Annotated in this window: 20 protein-coding genes; 17 read left to right on the forward strand and 3 right to left on the reverse strand. The window is 58.7% G+C overall.

Annotated features, from left to right (window positions below):
• The first annotated feature begins 63 nt into the window (after positions 1-63).
• A complete protein-coding gene (locus BP737_RS01675; protein WP_292410065.1) occupies positions 64-855 on the forward strand; it encodes a TrmB family transcriptional regulator in 792 nt (263 codons plus the stop codon).
• Here the strand turns inward: BP737_RS01675 and BP737_RS01680 are convergent.
• Positions 849-1,595 (reverse strand): DUF128 domain-containing protein, encoded by a 747-nt coding sequence (locus tag BP737_RS01680; RefSeq protein ID WP_292410063.1) that lies wholly within the window; start codon positions 1,593-1,595, stop codon positions 849-851. The genes BP737_RS01675 and BP737_RS01680 overlap by 7 nt on opposite strands.
• 295 nt (positions 1,596-1,890) lie before the next feature.
• A complete protein-coding gene (locus tag BP737_RS01685) occupies positions 1,891-2,499 on the reverse strand; it encodes a hypothetical protein (protein WP_292410061.1) in 609 nt (202 codons plus the stop codon).
• A 455-nt stretch (positions 2,500-2,954) separates the two neighbouring features.
• On the opposite strand from BP737_RS01685, the gene BP737_RS01690 reads away from it, so the two are divergent.
• Both BP737_RS01690 and BP737_RS01695 read left to right on the forward strand, forming a co-directional pair.
• Complete coding sequence (locus BP737_RS01690) at positions 2,955-3,923, forward strand: hypothetical protein (protein ID WP_292410060.1); 969 nt, start codon at positions 2,955-2,957, stop codon at positions 3,921-3,923.
• Between the two features lie 6 nt (positions 3,924-3,929).
• Positions 3,930-5,252, forward strand: coding sequence for an NAD(P)/FAD-dependent oxidoreductase (locus tag BP737_RS01695; RefSeq protein WP_292410058.1), 1,323 nt, complete (start codon positions 3,930-3,932; stop codon positions 5,250-5,252).
• A gap of 17 nt (positions 5,253-5,269) precedes the next feature.
• On the opposite strand, the gene BP737_RS01700 is transcribed toward BP737_RS01695, so the two are convergent.
• Entirely contained in the window at positions 5,270-6,892 is a 1,623-nt protein-coding gene (locus BP737_RS01700) for a putative manganese-dependent inorganic diphosphatase (protein WP_292410056.1), read from the reverse strand.
• 468 nt (positions 6,893-7,360) lie between these two features.
• Between BP737_RS01700 and BP737_RS01705 the strand changes: the two genes are divergently transcribed.
• From BP737_RS01705 to BP737_RS01770, 14 genes are all read left to right on the forward strand, one after another.
• A complete protein-coding gene (locus BP737_RS01705) occupies positions 7,361-9,112 on the forward strand; it encodes an ABC transporter ATP-binding protein (protein ID WP_292410054.1) in 1,752 nt (583 codons plus the stop codon).
• Between the two features lie 2 nt (positions 9,113-9,114).
• On the forward strand, positions 9,115-10,869 hold the full coding sequence (locus BP737_RS01710) for an ABC transporter ATP-binding protein (RefSeq protein WP_292410052.1): 1,755 nt from the start codon (positions 9,115-9,117) through the stop codon (positions 10,867-10,869).
• Between the two features lie 14 nt (positions 10,870-10,883).
• On the forward strand, positions 10,884-11,687 hold the full coding sequence (locus BP737_RS01715; protein WP_292410050.1) for a class I SAM-dependent methyltransferase: 804 nt from the start codon (positions 10,884-10,886) through the stop codon (positions 11,685-11,687).
• 135 nt (positions 11,688-11,822) lie between these two features.
• Complete coding sequence (locus BP737_RS01720; RefSeq protein WP_292410048.1) at positions 11,823-12,485, forward strand: L-2-amino-thiazoline-4-carboxylic acid hydrolase; 663 nt, start codon at positions 11,823-11,825, stop codon at positions 12,483-12,485.
• 122 nt (positions 12,486-12,607) lie between these two features.
• A complete protein-coding gene (locus tag BP737_RS01725) occupies positions 12,608-13,165 on the forward strand; it encodes a class I SAM-dependent methyltransferase (RefSeq protein ID WP_292410046.1) in 558 nt (185 codons plus the stop codon).
• A 50-nt stretch (positions 13,166-13,215) separates the two neighbouring features.
• Positions 13,216-14,121 (forward strand): alpha/beta hydrolase, encoded by a 906-nt coding sequence (locus BP737_RS01730; RefSeq protein WP_292410044.1) that lies wholly within the window; start codon positions 13,216-13,218, stop codon positions 14,119-14,121.
• A 461-nt stretch (positions 14,122-14,582) separates the two neighbouring features.
• Entirely contained in the window at positions 14,583-15,230 is a 648-nt protein-coding gene (locus BP737_RS01735) for a class I SAM-dependent methyltransferase (RefSeq protein WP_292410043.1), read from the forward strand.
• Entirely contained in the window at positions 15,227-15,406 is a 180-nt protein-coding gene (locus BP737_RS01740; protein ID WP_292410041.1) for a hypothetical protein, read from the forward strand. Before BP737_RS01735 ends, BP737_RS01740 begins: the two co-directional genes overlap by 4 nt.
• Positions 15,378-16,070 (forward strand): isoprenylcysteine carboxylmethyltransferase family protein, encoded by a 693-nt coding sequence (locus tag BP737_RS01745; protein WP_342685837.1) that lies wholly within the window; start codon positions 15,378-15,380, stop codon positions 16,068-16,070. The genes BP737_RS01740 and BP737_RS01745 overlap by 29 nt, the downstream gene beginning before the upstream one ends.
• Positions 16,071-16,267: 197 nt before the next feature.
• Entirely contained in the window at positions 16,268-16,933 is a 666-nt protein-coding gene (locus tag BP737_RS01750; RefSeq protein ID WP_292410038.1) for an ABC transporter ATP-binding protein, read from the forward strand.
• Positions 16,933-18,132, forward strand: a complete 1,200-nt coding sequence (locus BP737_RS01755) for an ABC transporter permease (protein WP_292410035.1) — start codon at positions 16,933-16,935, stop codon at positions 18,130-18,132. The genes BP737_RS01750 and BP737_RS01755 overlap by 1 nt, the downstream gene beginning before the upstream one ends.
• 16 nt (positions 18,133-18,148) lie before the next feature.
• Positions 18,149-19,342 carry an ABC transporter permease gene (locus tag BP737_RS01760; protein ID WP_292410033.1) on the forward strand — a complete coding sequence of 398 codons (1,194 nt, stop codon included), beginning with the start codon at positions 18,149-18,151 and terminating at the stop codon, positions 19,340-19,342.
• A 97-nt stretch (positions 19,343-19,439) separates the two neighbouring features.
• Positions 19,440-19,694, forward strand: a complete 255-nt coding sequence (locus BP737_RS01765; protein WP_292410103.1) for a DUF3303 domain-containing protein — start codon at positions 19,440-19,442, stop codon at positions 19,692-19,694.
• Between the two features lie 318 nt (positions 19,695-20,012).
• Positions 20,013-21,227, forward strand: coding sequence for a hypothetical protein (locus tag BP737_RS01770; RefSeq protein ID WP_342685839.1), 1,215 nt, complete (start codon positions 20,013-20,015; stop codon positions 21,225-21,227).
• The last annotated feature ends 20 nt before the right edge of the window (positions 21,228-21,247 follow it).

Below are 21,247 nucleotides of genomic sequence, written 5' to 3' on the forward strand. Positions count from 1 at the left end.
CTCTTCACCTTGTTGTTTTTTTAACAACAACATTTATTGCTGAACAGTATATATATATGCTGGATGAAGGTTCCCCGAGATATTTCAGGTGCTCTTCTCGAATCTCTTAAAGCGTTGGGACTTACGAAGTACGAAGCCCTTGTGTACATCGGACTCCTCCGGGTAGCTGGTGCGACCGCGACGGAGGTTCACGAGACCTCCGGTGTACCGCGCGCGTCCGTCTACCCGGTCCTGGACCGACTCATCGAGAAGGAGCTGGTCAGTGTTTCCCACACAACGCCTAAGCGGTTCGATGCGATTCCCCCCGACCGGGGTATCGAGAACCTGATGCACCGGATCGAAGCCGATGCAGAGAGCGCTAAACTGGCCCTCGATACAATATACCGGGAGAAGGGCCCGGAAGTCCGGGGGAACCAGGAGTTGATCTGGACGATCTATGGCGAGGAGAACATCAGGACCCGCCTTGCCGATATGTTTAAACATGCGGAACAGAGCGTGGCGATGCTCGCAACGTGGGAACTTCTTCAGGGGAGTGTGCTTGAGGTCCTTACGTCCGTTCCCGAATCCGTAGATGTCGAGATCGTCACCGATTGCTGGAAAGGCGAGCAGCCGCCCCGATTCCGGATACGGCTCCCGCTTTCCGAGTCCTTTCACGAGGTCCGTTCCGCGCAGGGAAAGCCCCTGCCGTATGAGAGGTCCGGCGTCTTCCTGGTAGACAACACCCGGACACTGGTCTGGCTGGGCTCGAAGAGCGAGCAACCCTCAGCCCTTTATTCAGAATCTGCGGGGCTCGTCCAGTTCGTCAGGCGGCACCTTGCGAGCGTCACGGAGCACATGAGTGCCGCGGGTCAATAATCCTCCAGGTAGCCCATCTCCCGGATATCGATCAGTCCTTTCAGCGCCCGGGTCACGACCGGCCTTCCTGCCTCCCTGACGGCTGCCATCGCGTTTGTGCCTCCGACTATCGCCACGCCCATGTATTGCGGGCTTACCGGAACCCCGAGCAGAGGGACGTTCGGGGCGCCGACGTCCAGGATGCCGGAGAACCCGATAGCCGAGAATTCGTCGAGCACCGTCCCCACGAGTTGTTCGGCCTCCATGTGGCACTCCCGGATGTTTGCAAGGATGCTGCCGTTCCCGTGGCGCATGACGCCGAGGATCGAGGTGGTCTCCTGGGAGATCAGGACCTCGAGGGGGTCGAGCGTGGTGTCGCGGTAGAGGATCATGCTCGTGAACCGTTGCGCGACCCTTCCGCTGACTTCGACGACCCCCCCGCCGATCGGGTTGAGCGGGATGCCGCGCTGGAGGAGGAGGGCATCGAGCGTGATGCTGCACAGCGTGCAGATCCCGTGATGGCCGTCGGGCACAATATAGCCGCCGACATGTTCTCCCGGTTCGGAGACCCGGATCCGGTCGCTGATGGTGATGCCTGTTCTGTGGGCCTCTTTCATGATGGCGAGCGCAAACTCGAGGTCCCGGCTCTCGATGAGCGAGAGGTTGTAGATAATTGTCCCGGCATCCTCCTCCGGGCGGTAGGTCACCCTGAGCGCGTACTCCTCGATACGGTGATTGGTGAATTTCAGGGGGACATGCATTATACGATCTCTTGTGCGGCAGGGGAAAAAAGGGTTGCTTTCGGTGATGAGATCTCAAGGGTGTTTCCACGGCCCCGGGGCGGTACCGGGCGGGGTAAGTGGTGGGTGCCCCTCGAGAGATGACCGGGTAAGCGTGACGGCACGGAGTGCGTCCTCCTGGCAAATGTATTCTTGGACCGCGTCCGGTGCAGATCTCTGTATCGGCGCCCGTATAACCTCTGATACGAGGCAAGCATGACGAATGAGATGCGGAATCGAGTTGCGGAAAGATGTCCGAAAATAGTGGGGTTAGGGATTACACGACGGTGTTTAGCGTATCGACCAATTCAGTCAGCATATGGAGGAACTCATCGATGGACATCTTGAAACTTGTGAGCATCCCCCGTTCCTCGGCGGGGAGATCGTGAACGGATATCCCGTTGACGTGAGCCTGAATCTGCTGGAGTTTGATCCGGGTATCTACAAACTCGGGTTTCGCCAGTTTTAGTTCTGATTTTGCGCCGGTCATATCTTTCCTGTCGGCGTACTCCTCGGCTTTGAGCATATGCTCCATGCCGTCGGCAAGATCGGTTTTCACTACATTGCAGAGGTCTTTTGCCGCCGTGCACATCACCACGCACGCATCGATCGTCCGCTTCTCTTCATCGTTTGCCGGCTCGATGGTGTAGAGGACCTTCACTGCCTCATCGAGATCGACCTCCGCACCGGCAAACTGGGCTTTAATGAATCCAAGGTTTTCCCGGTTCCATTCCAGATCTTCGACCTCTGCTATCTTCTCATCGGCCGACTCTATCAGTAGAGTTGCCTGTTCCAGTTTTTTTTCCGTATCAGAGATACAGCCGCATACTAGAGCGACGGTCAGAAAACAGAGGATGCAGAGAGTAAAAAGTTGTTTTTTTGCCATTCACTCGCCTTGATGCAACTAACGTCTATTGGGGTAATATTTTTTTCGAAAAGCACGCAAACGTGCCGGAGCCGGGAGTTACGCTGAATCTCTTTTAATCGGAAAAAGGTATCTTTATCCCCTGGAGGGCATTCCCGGCAGAACACCTTCTCCTCCGGGAAGGTGCCCTGAGCCACTCCGGCCGTCCTTATTTTTTATTTCCGTCAACCCGCTCATAGAATCTCTAGATTTTGTTCCGGAACCTCATCCGAATTTTTATTGACATCCACTCGAAGAAATCACGACCCACGGCCGCTCTCACGACGCAACCGTTTGCCTGCTCCTGTTGCGAACTGATGATTGACTCTGATAGTGCGCGGTCCGCCTGCCTGACCGACTCCCAGCCTCCGCTCTCCACGCCAGCCGGCCGACGAAAGGGAAAACTAATTCAACCTCCCTGTGGTATTGTATGGTGAATGGAGAGAGGGACTCGGGAAAAAGCCCGGAACGTGCTGAAGCGGATCCTTGTCGCGGCCTCCTACGATGTCGAAGAGGTCGGCGAGCCGCTGGATCTCTCCGCAATCGGGAGTGAAGACGCCCTGGTGGTGCTCTGCTCAGACGACCCGGAGACGATTAAATCTTTCGATTCGATGACCTACCGGCTACGCACCGGCGACGATGATGTGGTCTGCAGGAAACTGCTCTTTGCCCTTGATCCGGCGGTGCTGCAGACGGAGGACTGCATCCGGTGGGGTGCGGACGAGTTTGTCCGTTACGCGGGCAGGGCTATGCTTGCGGAGGTGCTCGGGCAGAACCTGATCCTGGACTTCGGCGAGCCGGCCCCCGTGATCCGGAGCGACCCGGCAGATCCCGCCTCTCCGCCGGAGGCGGAGGGTCCGGAAGCGGGGCCCGACCTGCCTCACCTCCCCGCCCAGGTTACTGAAAAGCGCGCCTGCGGCATCGCCGGGCTGCACGGGTCTGCGAAGTGCCGGTTCATCCCGTACTGGAGTTACCACTATGTGAGCACCGGCGAGCGCGAGGTGAAGGACCGGCTGGTCTCTTTTGATTCCGAAGCATCCGGGGCCATAAATGCCATCAACGGCTTGAAGATGGAGATCCCCCCCGGCGCCGTCGAGCGCGGGCCGGTCCCGTTCGGCTCCGAGATCTCATCGGCGCGGCTCGTGCGTGAGGACGTCGAGGAGCAGCTCGTGCGGGATGTCATCGACCGGCTCACCCAGCGGGTGCGATTCCGCTACGAGAAGGGCGATGCCATCTTCTACGAGGAGAAGACCCTCAAACCCGACCGGAACAACATCAAGGTCGACCTGGAGATCATTTACGTGCCGGTCTGGCAGGTGCGGGGAGGAAGCAAGATCGTCGAGATCAACGGATCCACCGGCGAAATCCTCTCGATGCCGATGGACGAGGGCGTCGAACTTCTGTAGGTAACCATGATCGTCGTCATCGGCGGCGGACCCGCGGGAAGGTTCGGGGCGATGCACCTGGCACAGGCCGGGAAGGAAGTCCGGCTCATCGAGCAGCGCAGGATCGGCGGCCAGTGCCTCCACGAGCGATGCATGCTGGTTTGCGCCTTAAACGACGTCGCGCGGCTCATCGAGTACGCCCGGACCCAGAAGGACCTCGGCATCCTCGACTCGGTCCCGGCCGTCTCCTATCCGATGATCCGGAGACGGGTCTGTGAGGTCCAGGAGAAACTCTCCTCGGTCCTCGATGCCGAGACCCGCGCGGCGGGTGTCGAGGTCGTCTACGGGGCCGAAGGCCATCTGGAAGGCAGTCGGGCCTTCATCGACGATGAAGAAATCCGGGCCGATGCGGTCCTCGCGGCCACCGGGTCGCGGGCGGCAATCCCCGCTGTCCCCGGCACCGATCTTTTCGGCGTCTACACCTACCGGACGCTTTCGGCGATGCCCGACCTCCCCCGGCGTATGGTCGTTATCGGCGGCGGAGTGGCGGCAGCGGAGTTCGCGCATATATTCCGGGCATTCGGGTCCGAGGTTGAGATCGTCGCCCGGCACGGGCTGCTCCGGGACCTCGATCCGAAGGTGCGCTCGGCCGTTTTGCGCGATCTTGCCGGGGTTTGCATCCGCGAGGGGACCCCTGTCGCGAGTATCGAAGGTGCGGGAAGGGTCCGGTCGGTCCTCCTCTCCGACGGCGGGGAGATCGAGGCCGATGCCGTCCTGCTTGCTACCGGGCTCGTCCCCCGGTCGGAATCGCTGCAGGGTCTCCGCAAAGGCCCGGACGGCGCAATCATCGTTGACCGGCAGATGCGCACGAGCGTGGAGAACGTTTACGCCGCCGGCGACGTCATCGGCCCGCCCTATCTCACCCCGGCCGCCCGGCGGGAGGGTGTGGTGGCGGCCGAGAATATCCTCGGCCGCGACACCGTCATGGACTACGAGGGCATCCCTCAGGCGCTGAGCCTCCGCTACGACTACGCCTTCGCCTCGACCGGCGCCGACGGGGGCGTCACCCTCTCGGCCCCGGCACCTGCAGGCCCCGGCTCGTTCTGGGACGTGACGAAGGGCTGGGCCGGGCTTACCCAGATCCGGGTCGATCCGGAGACCGGCTGCCTTATCGGGGCCGCTGCCGGCGTCCCGGGGGCATCGGCTCTCCTTTCTTACCTCGGCTACCTGATGAAGCGCGGCATCACCGTCTACGATTTCGACGATATCGTCGAGGTCCACCCCTCGACCGACGGCGTCTCCGGACTCTCCCGCTACGCTGCCGGAATGCTTCGGAAGAAAAAGGGTTGAACTGTTCCGGCAGGCTTCTACAACTGCCGGAGCATCTGCCCGAACTTCGGGATAAAGTCTTTTTTCCGGGACATGACGCCCTCAAGCCGGGCGGGCTGGTCCCGCAGGTTCAGTTTATTGATGCAGGCCTCGTCTCCGGCGGCGAAGAGGTCGCTTGCATTGCTAAAGACATTGGTAAAGAGCGCTAAGAAGCAGTCGACCCCCATCGTCGTCCGCAGGTGTTCGAGCTCGGCGCGGATCTCGTCGGCACGGGTCTCTGCGAACGTAAACGACGACGCCATCACCTGAGACACCATGATGCTCCGCCCGAAGAGGTTGTAGCGCTTCATGTCCCGGGTGAGGAGTTCCTCCATCGGGAGGGCGTCGAGATCCATGCCCCTCTGGATCAGTTCGGGCCCGAACTCGGCCGGGTCGACGCCGGCGATCCCCGCGAGGTAGTCCGCCGCCCGGATATCCCCCGGCGTGGTCGTCGAGAGTTTCATCACCATCGTATCCGAGAGGACCCCCGCGAGGAGGAGGCCGGCGGTCGACGGCGTGGGCTCCACGTCGGCCTCGATGAACTTGGTCGTCACGATCGTCGAGGTCGATCCTACGGGATCGTTGAGGAACTTCACCGGCTTGAGGGTGGATATTGCGCCGAGGCGGTGGTGGTCGATGATCTCCAGGATGTCCGCCTGTTCGATCCCGTCCACGGCCTGAGAGTACTCATTGTGGTCGAGCAGGATCACCGACTTCTGGACGTCCTGCATCAGCGTCGTCCGGGATACAAGCCCGATGTGCTTTCGGTTTTCATCGACGACACATGCCGTCCGGAACTTGGAGTTTGAGACGACGCTTTTTGCGAACTCAAGCGAGTCTTCCATCCGCACCGTGGGAACGTCGGTCTCCATGATCATGCTCGCCGGCAGGGAGAGGCTGATCATCTTGCCGACGCTGAATGCGTCAAGCGTCGTCGCGAGCACCGAAGCCCCTCTTTCCCGGGCGGCGGCGATCACCCGCTCGCCGACCGGCGCCCCTTCGGCGATGATGAGCGCGGCGACCCCTGCCGATATCAGGGCAAGTTGGGCCGGTTCATTATCCCCGACGATCGCGATGTCGTCCGGCGTCATCCGGGAGAGGGTGACGTGCAGAGCATCGATGACGGTGTAGACCCGGCCCTCCCCGAGCATTTCACGCGCCGGCACGACGACCCGGGCGTCGAGGATGCGGGCGAGCGTTTCAAGCGGCATCGGGATGAGCGAGAGCCGCTCCCGGGGGTTCTTCCGGACGTATGCCCGGGCGAGGCCGTACTCGCTGACGAGGCCGACCAGCGTCTCCTCTTCGTCCGTGATCGGCATGTTCCGCATGTCGTAGGTATCCATCAGGGCGGCGACGTCGATCGTCGGAACGTCCTTCCTGACGCTCCGGGTATCGAGCGGTATATCGGACACGGCGGGCTCGACGCTTGCTATGTAGACCGGCGCCTCAGCGTTGAACGTCTCGAGCGCAAAACTCGTCTCCGCATTTATCTCCCCGCACCGCGCGGGGATGTACTTCCCCGGCTCGGCGTGGTTGCGGAGTTCCGCGTAGCCGATGACGCTGCAGATGCTGTCGGTATCGGGCTGCTTGTGGCCGATGATATAGATGTTGTTCTGTCCCATGTTTCCTCGGACCCCCGTCGTCAAATGCTTGTTTTTAGAGGTTATCTCTCTGCCGTCAAAGGCTTTATGCCGAATCGCGGGAGCAGGGTTGAAGCAGGAGTTCCCATCGTTCTCCCATGTGGACTCACGACCGTCGAAGACGAAGCAACTCCGGGGCTGTGCCGAAGCGGCCCGACAGATCTTCGAAGGTGACGGACCCCCGGGTCGCAGTTCGCTCGTACCTCCTCTGGCCCTGGAACCGGGCCTTCCTGCCGTATTTTTCGGTTTGCTCATCTCTTCCGAGAATGATACGGCCACTTTTGATTAAGACCGAAGTGAATATCCTTTCTTTAAGGTGGAGTGCAGATGGCCGCTTTCTTCCCGAAGGGGTGCCTCGGTGCCGTTGCAATTGGGGACGGGTATCTGTGGACAGGCCCGTGCATTGTACGGGCTTTTCGTCCCTGATCTCTCACTACAGGAAGAATATATATGGAAAAAGAAAAGGAGAATAACCCCATTTCCCTGCTTCGCCGTTTTGCCCGGCCATATAAGGGCAAATTCGCCGCTTCGGTTTTTCTGGCGGTTCTGGGCGTTGCCTCGGGGCTTGTTCCGTATCTCGCCGTGGCGCGGATGGTTGTCGGGCTGCTCGCCGGGGAGGGGGGGATCTCGTTTTATCTGTTCTGGTGCGCCGTCGCGGCGGCCGGATACCTGGGCAAGGCGCTGCTTGCAAACTGGTCGACGACGATCTCCCATACCGCCACGTTCATGACGCTGCGGGACATCCGCAAAAGCCTGGTTTCAAAGCTTTCCCGGATGCCGATGGGCGCCCTGCTGGACACACCCTCCGGCCGGTATAAGGACGTCATCGTGGACCGGGTAGAGGGGCTGGAGCCTACCCTTGCGCACATGCTGCCCGAGATGACCGCCAGCATCCTTGGCCCGATCCTGCTGTTCGTGTTCCTTTTTGTGCTGGACTGGCGCATGGCGCTTGTATCCCTCATTACGTTGCCGGTGGGAATGATCTTCATGGTGCACGTCATGAAGACCTATCCTGCACAGTATGCCGGGTCGGTGGAGGTCGGAAAAAGGATGAACAGCGCGGTGGTGGAGTATATCGGCGGCATCGAAGTCATCAAGGGGTTCAACCAGAGCGCCAGATCCTACCAGAAGTATGCCGACGCCGTCAACGACAATGCGGCCTATTTCTACAACTGGATGAAGAGCTGCCAGCTTCCGCACGCCGCGTTCTTCGCCATCTGCCCCGCCACCCTTACGACCGTACTGCCGATCGGCTTCTTTTTTTACGCGAACGGCAGTCTGCCGGCGCCCGAATTCATTACCGTGATCATCCTCTCGCTCGGGATTATTGGGCCCATTCTCACTGCCATCAACTTTACCGACAGCATCGCCGCGATGGGGACGGTAGTGCAGCAGGTGGACGACATCCTCTCCGCGCCGGAGCTTGGGCGCCCCACAAAGGACGCGAAGATCTCCGATCCGACCATCGCCCTGAAGAACGTCTCCTTCTCCTATCATGAAAACAGCGCCGAGCCCGCGCTCTGCGGCGTCGACCTCACGATCCGTCCCGGCACGGTCACGGCGCTGGTCGGCCCGTCCGGCAGCGGAAAGTCCACCATCGCCAGGCTGATCGCGGGCTTCTGGGACGTGACGGAAGGCGAGATCATGATCGGCGACGTCAATTTAATGGAGATTCCCCAGCGCCAGCTTTCGAGCCTTATCTCCTACGTGGCGCAGGATAACTATCTCTTCGACGATACCGTCCGCGAGAACATCCGCATGGGCCGACGCTCGGCCTCCGACGCCGAGGTGGAGGCTGCCGCAAAGAACGCCGGATGCGACGCGTTCATCCGCGGGCTGGAGCACGGCTACGATACCCGCGTCGGCGGGGCGGGCAGTCACCTCTCCGGCGGGGAGCGTCAGCGCGTCGCCATCGCCCGCGCCATGCTCAAGGACGCGCCCATCGTCATCCTTGACGAGGCGACGGCTTACACCGATCCCGAAAACGAGGCGGAGATCCAGCGGTCGGTGTCCAGGCTGGTGGCGGGAAAAACACTGCTTGTTATCGCACACCGGCTCTCCACCGTGACCGATTCCGATCAGATCGTGCTCGTAAATAAAGGCAGGGTCGAGGCGAACGGAAAACATGAGGAACTGCTTGCCGCTTCGGAACTGTACCGAACTATGTGGCAGGCGCACATCGGCGTAAGGGATGGTGCATAAGGATGATAGGCGTATTAAGAAAGATCTGGGCGTTTGCAGGCAACAAGCAGAACGAGATCAAAAAATCCGTGATTATAGACTTTTTCAACGCTGTATTCTACGCGTTGATGTTTGTCGCCATCTTTGTCGTTTTGAACGCGCTGGTCACAGGAAGTACCGACATGCGGGTCGCCTGGGCGGCGCTCGGCCTGATGCTGGCAAGCATTCTCGGGAGGATCGTAACGCGGTACTTCTCCATGCTGCAGCAGACCAACGCGGGCTACTTCATGGTTGCCGAAAAGCGCATTCGGATCGGCGACAAACTGAAGGTTATCCCGATGGGGTACTTCAACCAGAACAGCCTGGGGAACATTACGGCGATGGCCACGACGATTCTGGGCGACGTGGAGAATCAGGCGCCAAGGGTTCTGGTGCTGGTGCTGGGAGGACTGATCACCACCGTGGTGTTTACCCTGGCAATACTCCTTTTCGACTGGCGGATCGGCCTCGTCGTGGCGGCCGGCCTCCTGGTGTTTCTCTGGACCGCGTCGCTTACGGAAAGGCGCTCACGCAGCGATTCGCCCAGACGTCAGGCCGCGCAGGAGGGGCTGGTGGAAGCCGTGCTGGAGACCGTCCAGGGTATGGGCGTCGTGAAAGCCTTTAGCCTGGATGCAGAGCGGGACAAAAAAGTGGACCGGGCCATCGAAGAGAGCTGTGCGAAAGAAACAGCGCTCACGAAGGCCCTGACGCCGTATAACGCCCTGCAGCAGGTCGTGCTCTGGCTGTTCTCGGTCGGGATTATACTCGCGTCCATTCTGTTTTACCTCGGGGGCAGTATGACGCTTGTCGTCTGCCTGATGATGCTGATCGTGTCGTTCGTGGTCTTCGAACAGCTTCTGTCTGTGGGAAACGGCGTGGCCCTGCTGCAGCTGACGGCGGCCTCCATCGACCGGGCCAACGAGATCGACAGGGTGCCCGTGATGGGCGAGGGCGGGAAGGCTATTGCGCCCAGGAGCTTTGACATCGAATTTGAGAATGTCGGCTTTTCCTATGGGAAGCGGCCGGTGCTCCAGGACGTGAACTTCAAGATCCCTGAAGGGACCACGACGGCTATCGTGGGGCCGTCGGGCAGCGGCAAGACGACGATATGCAACCTGATCGCGCGTTTCTGGGACGTGGATTTCGGCAGCGTCAGGATCGGCGGGCGGGGCGTGCGGGAATACACTCCGGACAGCCTGCTCTCAAACATCAGCATGGTGTTCCAGAACGTGTATCTCTTCAACGACACGATCGAGAACAATATCAAATTCGGCTCTCCGTCTGCGACTCACGAGCAGGTGGTGGAAGCGGCGAAGAAAGCCTGCTGCCACGACTTCATCACGGACCTGCCGGATGGCTACGATACCGTTCTCGGGGAGGGCGGCGCCACCGTATCGGGCGGCGAGCGGCAGCGCATCTCCATCGCCCGTGCGTTGCTCAAAGACGCACCCATCGTGCTGCTGGACGAGGCGACCGCGAACGTGGACCCGGAAAACGAGGACCAGCTTCAGCGTGCCATTGAATCCCTGACAAGGGAGAAGACCATCGTCATGATTGCCCACCGCCTGAAGACGGTCCGAAACGCCGACCAGATCCTTGTACTGAACGGCGGCAGGGTCGTGCAGCGGGGCACCCACGAGGAACTGCTTTCCCGGCCTGGCTTTTACGCCGATTTCGTGGATGCACGCAAGAAGGCGATCGGCTGGAAACTGGGCGGGACTGTCCCGGCCGCCGGATGACGGGGAGGAGGAAGATGATTCCGCTTAAGGGTGTACAGGAGACGATGCTGATACCCCTTGCCATTAAGGCAAGCGAAACAAAACGGCCCAATGCAAGGATTCACGATCTCAAGGCTGTGGAGATCATAGAAACGTTGAACCTGGATACTTCCAGATATGATATATTCATGAGCCACGAGGGGGTCGTGGCGAGGACCATTCTCTTCGATGAGGCCGTCAGGCGCTATTTGAAAAAATATCCCCGATCTGTGTGTATTTCTATCGGCTGCGGCTTTGATTCGAGATTTTCAAGAGTTGACAACGGAGTGCTGACCTGGTATGATCTGGACTTCCCCGAGGTGATCTGCGCCAGAAAACAATTCTTCCCGGAGCAGGAAAGGGTGCATTTGATAGCGAAATCCGCTCTGGATTCTTCATGGCCCCTGGAAGTAAAAAAAGGCGAGAAAACCATTATTCTCCTGGAGGGGGTGCTCATGTATTTTAACGAGGAGGAGGTAAGGCAACTGTTACGGATTATAAAAGACAATTTCGCTGATGTCATATTGCTGGCAGAGTTGATGCCGCCGATTTCAGCAAAAGGCAGCAAGTTGCATGATACCGTCAAAAACACGGAGGCTACCTTCAAATGGGGCGTAAAGTCGGGGAAAGAGGTCGAAAAACTCTGCGATGGCTTGAAGCTCGTTGATGAAAAGAGTTTTAATTGCGAGATGAAAAAACACTCTCTCAGAGGCAGACTGTTCGCCTCCCTTCCTGTTATTCGAAATTTTAACGACCGGCTCGCTATCTTCACGTTGAATTGGAGAGGACAGGATGTTTAGTTCACAATCCGCACTCCTCCGGCACTTTGCATCCAATTGCATTCGTATTAACGAGAATAACAAAAATTACAACTGATCTCTGACTCCGGTCCTCCGGACAATCGCTGATTGGGTAGACCCCGTAGGGGAAAAGGAATGATAAGCGCCCTTATCTTTCTCATCGGCCTAAAAGCGGCTAAAAACGACATTACTCAGTGTTACGGCGAATCATTCTATAAGGATTTCAAGGCCAGAGCAAAGCGGGAGTACCGGGCGATACGCCCGCAGGTGCCCGATATAGGCGACAGCATATTCAAATTCAACTATGCTTTTACCCCCGCGTACATTGCATGGTATCGGTCGTTCCGGGTCATGGGGCTGGACAGAGCCGGCACTGTTGAGTTGATCTGGAGCATAAACGAAGATATGATTCGGCTCATTCCGTCATGGCTGCTAAAACGATATGGGACGAAAATATACCTTGGCGGGTTTAGAAAGAGAGCGCCCGGGCATGCCGTGAAGTCGGCTCAAAACGACCTGCATAAATATGATTACAAAATCCGGTTTCGTGAGATCGACGGCAACGCCTTTGAAATCGATATCTACGCATGCGGGATGAAAAAGTTATGTGAGAAACTGCATGCTTCGGACCTGTTGCCGGGCGTTTGCCGGCTCGACTATCTGGTCTCTCACTATATGGGCTGCGGGTTTTACCGGACCAAAACACTCGGTGACGGCGACGATTGCTGCAATTGTCGATACGAGATGATGGGAGACTGTGCGTGGGAGCCGGAGCGGGGATTCGAAGACAGGAAATAATCTATGAGGGAAGAGGACGTATTGAAGAAAAATAGGCGCATTGCTAAAATTGAGGTTAGAAACCTCTACCCAGGGGTGATCCCTTGAACGATGGGATAATTTGCCCGTGGTGGGCAGGGCATATGCTGGCCGGTCCGGTGCGCGGGCTGTTTCACAGCCCCTACCGCATAATAAAGCCTTATCTATCCGAAGGCATGACCGTCATGGACGTCGGCTGCGGGATGGGGTTTTTTACTGTCCCGATGGCGAAGATGGTCGGCCGCACGGGGAGGGTTATCGCCGTCGACATTCAGCGGCAAATGCTTGCGGGTATGGTTCGGTATGCAGGCAGGGAAACTGTAGCAGACCGGATTGAACCGCACCTGTGCGGCGCGGATTCCCTGCGCGTCGAACGGTGGAACGGTACGGTTGACTTTGTCCTTGCTTTTATGATGCTGCACGAGGTTTCCGATCAGGAGCGGATGATCCGGGAGATGCACAGCGCGCTTAAACCGGGCGGCAGGCTCCTGTTCGCGGAGCCGGTCATCCATGTCGGCAAAAAGACGTATGACGGAGAACTCTCCGGAATGAAAGCCGCGGGTTTGCGCGTGGCGACCGTCCCGAAAATCCCGATCTGCAGGGCTGCCTTGCTGGAAAAACCGTGCTGTATGGATGAGGGGGTCATCGAATGCCCAGTTTAACATATCGGATTACGGAACGATTGATTGCTTTATCCGGGGCCAGGCGGATGATGGCAAAGGAAGGTGAGGCGTTTTCGAAGATGATCATGAAAATGGGGCGGAAACAATCGGTCAGGGTGCCCCGTTCAATCAATAAAAAATGCGATCTCTCGGAAGGGAAGATAGGCAAACACAGGTACTTTGTCATTTCAAAGAAAGATGCGAAGCCCCGGAGAGCAGTTTTGTATCTGTTTGGCGGCGGATATGTTCTGCCCCCGGATAAAGGCGATTTTCTGTTTGCCGTGGAAACGGCAGAAGCAACGGATGCAGAGGTGTGGTTCCCGGTATATCCTCTTTTGCCCCGCTACAAATTGGTGGATGCCGTCAGGATGGTGATGGAGATCTATGGGATGATGCTGGAGCGCTTCCCGGCCGAACAGATAACCTTCATCGGTTTTTCTTCCGGCGCCGCACTGGCCTGTTCCGTGTGTATACAGAACAAACAGGAGGGCTTCAGGTATCCAATGCCGAGCAGCCTCATTTTGGTATCGTCGGGAACGCAGCTGCCGCCGAGCGGGGAGCAGATGAGAGAGATGGAGCGGCTGGCGCCTAAAGACCCGATGATACCTCCCTCCTTTTTTCAAAACATCGGCCCGCTCTTAGCCGCGCAGGAAGACCGGTACCTCCTGTCGCCCGCGCTGTATGACCTGACAGGCTTTCCCAAGCTGGTTCTTTATTACGGGACGCATGAAGTTATGCTGGCCTTTTTACCGGCCATGCAGGCCGCTGCCGGACGGGCAAACGTGGAATGTACGGTACATATCGGGGAAGGCCTGTGCCATTGCTGGCCCATGCTGGGTTTTACAAAAGAAGGCAGGCAAAGCAGAGAAGAAATATATTCATCCGTCGTTGAACCGCGCAAAAGCCATGCGGCCCTCACCGGAGGGATGAATCAGGAAGGTACAGGAAAAGCCTGAATCCGCAGGCTGACACCGTGCAGCTGATCGACCTTGCGGTCAACTGCGTAAATCCTATGTTCTTTTTCGACTATCCTACGCCCACGCGCCGCTTTCCTGCGAAGGGAAGCAGGCCGTTCGTTTGAGAATGTTCCCCGAGGCTGCAGTCCGCCCGCACCTCCTCTAACCGTGGAACCGTCTCCTCCCATCGTATCTTCGGTTTGCTCACCTCTTCCGAGAATGATGCGGCCACTTTTGATTAAGACCGAAGTGAATACTCTTCCTTGAAAGGAGTGCAAATAGCCGATTTATCCCCGGACGAGTGCACGGGTTCTGCTGCAATCCGTTGTTCGGGCTTTTCATTCGTGAGATCTGACAAAAGGAGAAATGTACATGGTTTCTGCGAAAGGAGATGCGGCTCGGAATTATGGGATCTCCCCGAAAATACAGACGAAACGGCGTAAGATAGGAGCGTGCTGCAATTGACTATCCTGAAGAATTTTTTTCAAAATGCGCGAAAGCCTGAAAGCATAGGCGGCAGGCTGGCTCTGTCCATGATGAACGCCTTTCACAACCCCGTTGCGCTCTGGGGACTTACGCACCTTGAGATCCCGCCGGCAGCCAGGGTCCTGGACATCGGCTGCGGCGGCGGGAAAAATATCAGCAACCTGCTTTCCCGCGTGCCGCAGGGAAGCGTACACGGCGTGGACTACTCGCCGGTAAGCGTGGAAAAATCCAGACGCAAAAACAGAGCGGCGGTCCTTGCGGGACGGGTAAGCGTCCTGCAGGCAAGCGTCTCCTCCCTGCCTTTTGAAGACGGGGAATTCGACATAGCAACCGCGTTTGAAACCATTTACTTCTGGCCGGACCTGCTCCACGATTTCATGGAAGTCCGGCGCGTCTTAAAGGAAAACGGCGTTTTTTTCATCTGCAATGAGGCCGCCCGCCCGGAGGACGCTGAGAACTGGATAAAAATGCTGGATCTGTCTGTATACACCAGGGAGGATCTGTCCAGAACACTCCTCAAAGCCGGATTTTGCGGCATATCCTGCTATGAACATCCAAACGGGAGATGGCTTTGCGTAACCGCGCAAAAGCCATGTGGACCTCGCCGGAGGGACAAATCATGAAGGTGCAGGAAAAGCCTGATGCGTTCGCCTATCTCCATTGGGACGAAAACGGCGTTTTGCTGGATATCGGCTGCGGCAGCGGTACACTGGCCGTCGGGGCGGTAAAATTTATCCACATTCTGCGTAACTGGAAAGGAACTTCATGCTATGGGAGAAGCAACCACCGTATTGAATAAAAACCTTGTTCTCAAATCATTATCCGCCGTCGTTCTGGTTGCGGCCCTGATCTTCATCTGCGCGGGCAAATGGCTGTTCTGGCAGGGCATCCTGTATTCCTTACTGATGATATCCATGTTTATTGTTTCATTCCTTTTCGTCGCGCATAACCCCGGTCTGATCAACGAAAGGCTGAAGCCGGGCCCGGGCGCCAAGGCATGGGATAAAATCTATCTGGCGCTTTCAACGCTTCTTTTTTTCATCACCATCAGCCTTTCCGCGCTGGATTCCGGGAGGCTCGGCCTGTCCCCCGAGCTGCCGGCGGCTGTGTATGCGGTCGCCTCCGTTGTTTACATTGCGGGCAATCTGATCTTCGCCTGGGCCAAGGGGACGAACAATTTCTTCTCTTCGGTCGTGCGCGTACAAAAGGAGCGGGGCCACGCAGTATGCCGTGACGGCCCCTACCGCTACGTCAGGCATCCCGGTTATCTGGGCGGATTTTTATATATGGCCGTCACGCCGCTGCTCTTGGGCTCGCTGTGGGGGCTGATCCCGACCGGCATCATACTCGTTCTGATGCTGGTCCGGACCGCGTTGGAAGACAGAACGCTTGCAGATGAACTCGAAGGATATCAGGAATGTCAGGCGAAGGTGAAATACAGGCTGATCCCGTTGGTCTGGTAAGCATGCATGCAGAATTTTCGCAGAAGAGCAGTTACAATCCCTCCTTCATCCTCTGCAGAGTTACCGGATGCACGGCGCCGCGGCCTCCCCGAAGATCAGGATGGCGACATATCGCTCGTCGGCATAATCATCGTCGTGCTTGTCGCGTTAGGGATAACCGGAGTAATTATCTACTCCCGAAGACGGACGTAACGGCAATGCCCATCATCCGGTTCGAGGACGTTAGCAAGATCTACCGGCTCCCGGCCGGCGACGTTGTGGCGCTCGATCACGTCTCCCTCACGGTGGAACCAGGGGAGTTCATCGCCGTGATGGGGCCGTCCGGCTCCGGAAAATCGACGCTCTTAAACATGATGGGCTGCCTCGACATCCCTACCTCGGGGAGGATCTACCTTTCCGGTCAGGATATCTCCGGGCTCGGCGACGACGCCCTCACCCGGCTCCGACGGGATCGCATCGGGTTCGTCTTCCAGAGTTTCAACCTCATCCCGCTGCTTTCGGCGGTCGAGAACGTCGAATTCCCCATCGTCCTCACCACTGGCCGGGCGGAGAGCCGGCGGCGGGCGGTCGAGGTTCTCGCGGCGGTGGGGATTACCGAGTCGCGCTTCACTCACACGCCGGGCGAGCTCTCCGGCGGGCAGCAACAGCGCGTGGCGATAGCCCGGGCGCTCGTGAACGACCCCGACCTCCTCCTCTGCGACGAGCCGACCGGGAACCTGGACTCGAAGACCGGGACTGCGATCATGGACCTCCTTGCGGGGGAGAACCGGGAGGGTAAGACGATTGTCATGGTCACCCACGACCCCAACGTCGCCGCATACGCTCACCGCACGATCCGGATCGTGGACGGGAGGCTCGCGTGATGTTTTTCTCGTTCGCGGTCCGGAACCTCCGGAGGCACTGGATACGTTCGGCGCTCTCGATCATCGGGATCATCATCGGCGTCGTCGCCATCGCATCTCTGGGCATCATGGCGAGCAGCATCAACCTCCTGCTCGCCAACGTCATCACCGACGTCGGGGACACCCTGGTGATCACGCCACATACTGCGATCGGCGAGACCTTCACCGGAGACCCGCGGACGGCTGTGGATGCCGCCATCCCTGCGCGCGAGGTCGAGGAGATCCGGCGGGCGGCAAACCCGCACCGCACGATCCCGGTGCTCCAGGGCGCGGATGAGGTGGAGTTCAGTCGCGGTGAGGGCGGTTATGCTCAGATCATCGGGCTCGCGCCGGAAGACATCCCCGTCCTGCTGAACATCGCGAAAGGACAGTACCTCCGGCAGAACCAGCCGGGTGCGCTCGTCGGGACCCATCTGGCCCGGGAGTACGGCATAAGCCCGGGCTCGAGGATCACGGTCGGCGAGGAGAGTATCAGGGTGGCCGGCGTGCTTACGGAGCGCGGACTTGCCGCCGATATCAACCCCGATTACGCGATCGTCGTCTCCGATACCTGGTACGAGAGCCACTTCGGAGTCGGGGACGGTTACTCGATGGTCGTCGTCCGGATCGGCGACATCGCCGAGATCGATCGGGTGAAGGGGGTGCTGGAGAACCAGTTCAACCGGCGCGAAGAAGTGGTGGACATCTTCGACTCGCGCGACATGCTCCGACAGTACGAGGAGATCTACCAGCAGATCACGGTGTTCCTTCTCGGAATCGGAGGGCTTTCGCTCATTGTCGCCGCCGTCAACATCCTCAACGTCATGTACATCTCGGTCACCGAACGTATCCGGGAGATCGGCGTCATGAGGAGCATAGGGGCCCGGAGAAGGGAGATTCTCCGTCTGTTCCTGTATGAAGCGCTGGTCCTCGGGCTCATCGGAAGCATCGTCGGCGGCATCGCGAGCGCCATCTCTGGCTACCTGATCAGTCTCGTCGCGGTCGAAGTCTTCACGGCCGGGACGACCTTCGGCGAGGGTTTCACAGTCTTTAATCTCAGTGCGGTCGGGTATATCGTCTTCGGGATAGCGTTCGGTATAGGAACGAGCATCGCCGCCGGGTTCTACCCGGCGTGGAAAGCCTCACAACTGACTCCGATCGAGGCGATGCGGCATAAATGACGGAGTGTGACGGGGCATGATCTTCTTCGATCTCGCTGTACGGAATCTCCGGCGGCACAAAGTCCGCTCGGTCCTCGCAACGGTCGGCATCATCATCGGTGTCGTCGCCATCGCATCCCTGGGCATCGTGGGCGCAAGCCTCTCGGGGCTCATCAGCGGGATGGTCTCCGACGTGAGCGACACCGTGCTCGTCACCCCGCACCTGGCGGCATCGAGCGGCGACCCCTTCGACCCTCGAAGTGCCCTTGCCGCGCGCATATCCGAAAGAAATCTGGGGCTGATAGAGAAGGCCGCCGGGCAGGCCCGTGTCGTCCCCATGATTCTCGCATCAGATCGGCTGCAGGTCAGGGATAAGGGCGGCTACGTGACGGTGTATGCCATGCCGGTGGCCGACATCCCCTTCCTTCTGCAGCAGGAAGCCGGGATCTACCCGCAGGGCGGGTCTTCGGGCGTGATGGTGGGCTCGCTCCTTGCCGAGGAACTCGACCTCCATCCGGGAAGCCGCGTCGAGGTCGGGGGTGAGAGCGTCCGCGTTACGGGGATCGCGGCGGAGCGGGGGATGGGAATCGACATCAACCCCGATTATGCCCTCATTGTCACGGAAGACTGGTACACGGAGCGTCACGGCGCCGGGGACTACAGCCGGGTCGTTGTGAAGGTCGACGATCTCTCTGAGATCGAGGGGGTGAAGGAGGCCATCGACCAGCAACTCAACCGCAGGAAAGAGGTCGTGGACGTCCTGGACTCGCGCGAGATCCTGGAACTCTATTACGAGACCCTCGACGCCATCAACATCTTCCTCCTTGGTATAGGCGCGGTATCCCTCCTCGTCGCCAGTGTGAGTATCTTAAATGTCATGTTCATCTCGGTCACGGAGCGGACGGCAGAGATCGGGCTGATGCGGAGCATCGGGGCGCGGAAACGGGAGGTGCTCTTCATGTTCCTCTACGAAGGCCTGGTTCTCGGGATCGCGGGAAGTCTCATCGGCGGCATCGTCAGCATAACGATCGGCTATTACGTCAGTGCCACGGTAGCGGAGTTCTTCACCGACTTCGCCGTATCGGGAGGGGCGGGAGTCCCTGTTTCCGTGGTGGCCGGCTACGTCGCCTTTGCGATGGCGTTCGGGACAGGGACGAGCATCGTCGCCGGGTTCTACCCGGCATGGAAGGCGGCGCACTTGAACCCTATCGAGGCGCTCCGCTACGAATGACGTGTCGTCGCCGGGCGCGGTCCCGGGAAGGCGGGGTGCTCATCCTCCCGGCGCAGGTTATTTATACCTGGCGCGAAAGGGGGGTGCGGTGAAGAACATGCTTTTTGTCCTGTGGTATAAGTTCGAACCGGAGCACGCTCATCAGGTCCTGGAACTCTGGAAACACTTCCAGTTCCCGTCCGATGTGAAAGTCCATCAGCGCTACCTCCTCATCGGGAGACACATGTCGGTCGCCGTCTTTGAAGCGCCGGACGAGCGCTCCATTCTGAAGGTCACCGCGCCGTTCAGTTCCTACGGGGTTGCTCACGTCGTACCGGCAATGCCGCTCGAAGAGGCGATCAAGACGATCTAACCCCGGCGCCGCACCACATATCGGTAATCCACCTCTTTTCCGGCCCTGCAAGGCTACCGTGCGGCTATTCCTGAGTTTTCCTGAAACGTCGCCGGCTCTTCGCCCGGACAGGGTTGCCGCGACCGGTCGGGGCACGATCCCGGGTCATCATGAGGGTGGGCAATCACGGCGATGTCTTGAGGTCATGCGTAATTTCATAGTTCTGGAAACCGGAAACTCTATGAGCACTCATTGGGTGATAGACTACCCTTGTCAGGGAAGTGCTCCGACCCTCATCCGGTCTCAATACGATAACAATACTCAAGTTGTGTGGAACGAATGTTGCAGATGATAACGTGGCTCAACAAGAACTTCAGCTCGCTTCAGCCGACGCGGGCGATCATCATGAGAGCGCTGCGCCACATGCGCCCCGCGGATCGAAAAAAACTCTTCTCTGAAGATCTCCCCGAGATGCGGACCGCTGAAGGGCGGTGGTTTGAGGCGATTGTTTACGAGATGATCCTCGACCTCTCACTTCAGACCGACCTCATCCATTCCGTCGTGGCCCGGGGGGCCGACGGCCCGGCGAGAGTCAAACATGCGCAACTCGGGCAGAACGGGCTCTTTTACTCGAATATCGGGGATATCAAGGTCAGAGGAAACGGGCAGGACCTCGCCGAGGTCGACATGGTGCTCGTCGATCATACCGGCGCGCTGACGTTTGGCGAGATCATCACTTCGCCTGCCGACTTAAAAGAGTTTGAGGCGGAGATCCGCTACAAGAAACAACTCTTCGGCTATCTTTACGGGCAACCGACGGTGCCGTTCCTCCTCATCTCCTCGGTCGACATATCCCGTACAGCCGTCGTCCGTCGCCTCCTCCGGGAACCCGACAACGTCCTCCTCACGACGCCCACCTGCGAGGACTTAAAATCCCTGATCCGTCCCCGGGACCTGAAGCGAAGCCCGCCCCGCAAGATCCGGCACGAAAAATTGATCTCAATCGCCGACATCCCCCCACGGCGGCCGTTCGACTACAAGAAATTGCACGACGAACGGATGCAGAGCATCATCGCCGCCGTCACTTCCGGGCAGGGTGTCCGGGAACTCGCCACCCCGGACGAGATCCCGCCGATAGTAAAGAAAGTTCTCTTCGGCGGGCTCTATCCTTCGGCTATCCGGATGCTTGACTCCCGGTACCCCATCCATATAAAGGGGAAGACCTACGACCCCGACGCGATCCAGAAGCAGTTCTCAAAGGTCATCCTCGCAGTCAACATCCCGGAGTACCGGCCGATCATCTACCTCCGGGCACGGAACAAGAGGGAATACCTCAAGATGGTGCCCAACCGGACGGGCGGGTTCAAGTTCGAGAGCCGGCGGACGCCTCACATGGCCGGGTTCTTCCTCTGGCTCGAGTCCGTCCGGCCGTCGCTCGGGGCTGAATTGACCCGGGAACTCCTCGACACGTTCCCGGCAATCCATGTTCCCGAAGCGGTGGCTACCGAAGAACCGCAAGGTACCTATGGGGCCGGGGTACATTCATCATCATGATCGTCGGATGTGGTGACCCG

Origin of the sequence: Methanoculleus sp. UBA291 (assembly GCF_002499755.1) — an archaeon.
Lineage (GTDB): Archaea > Halobacteriota > Methanomicrobia > Methanomicrobiales > Methanoculleaceae > Methanoculleus > Methanoculleus palmolei.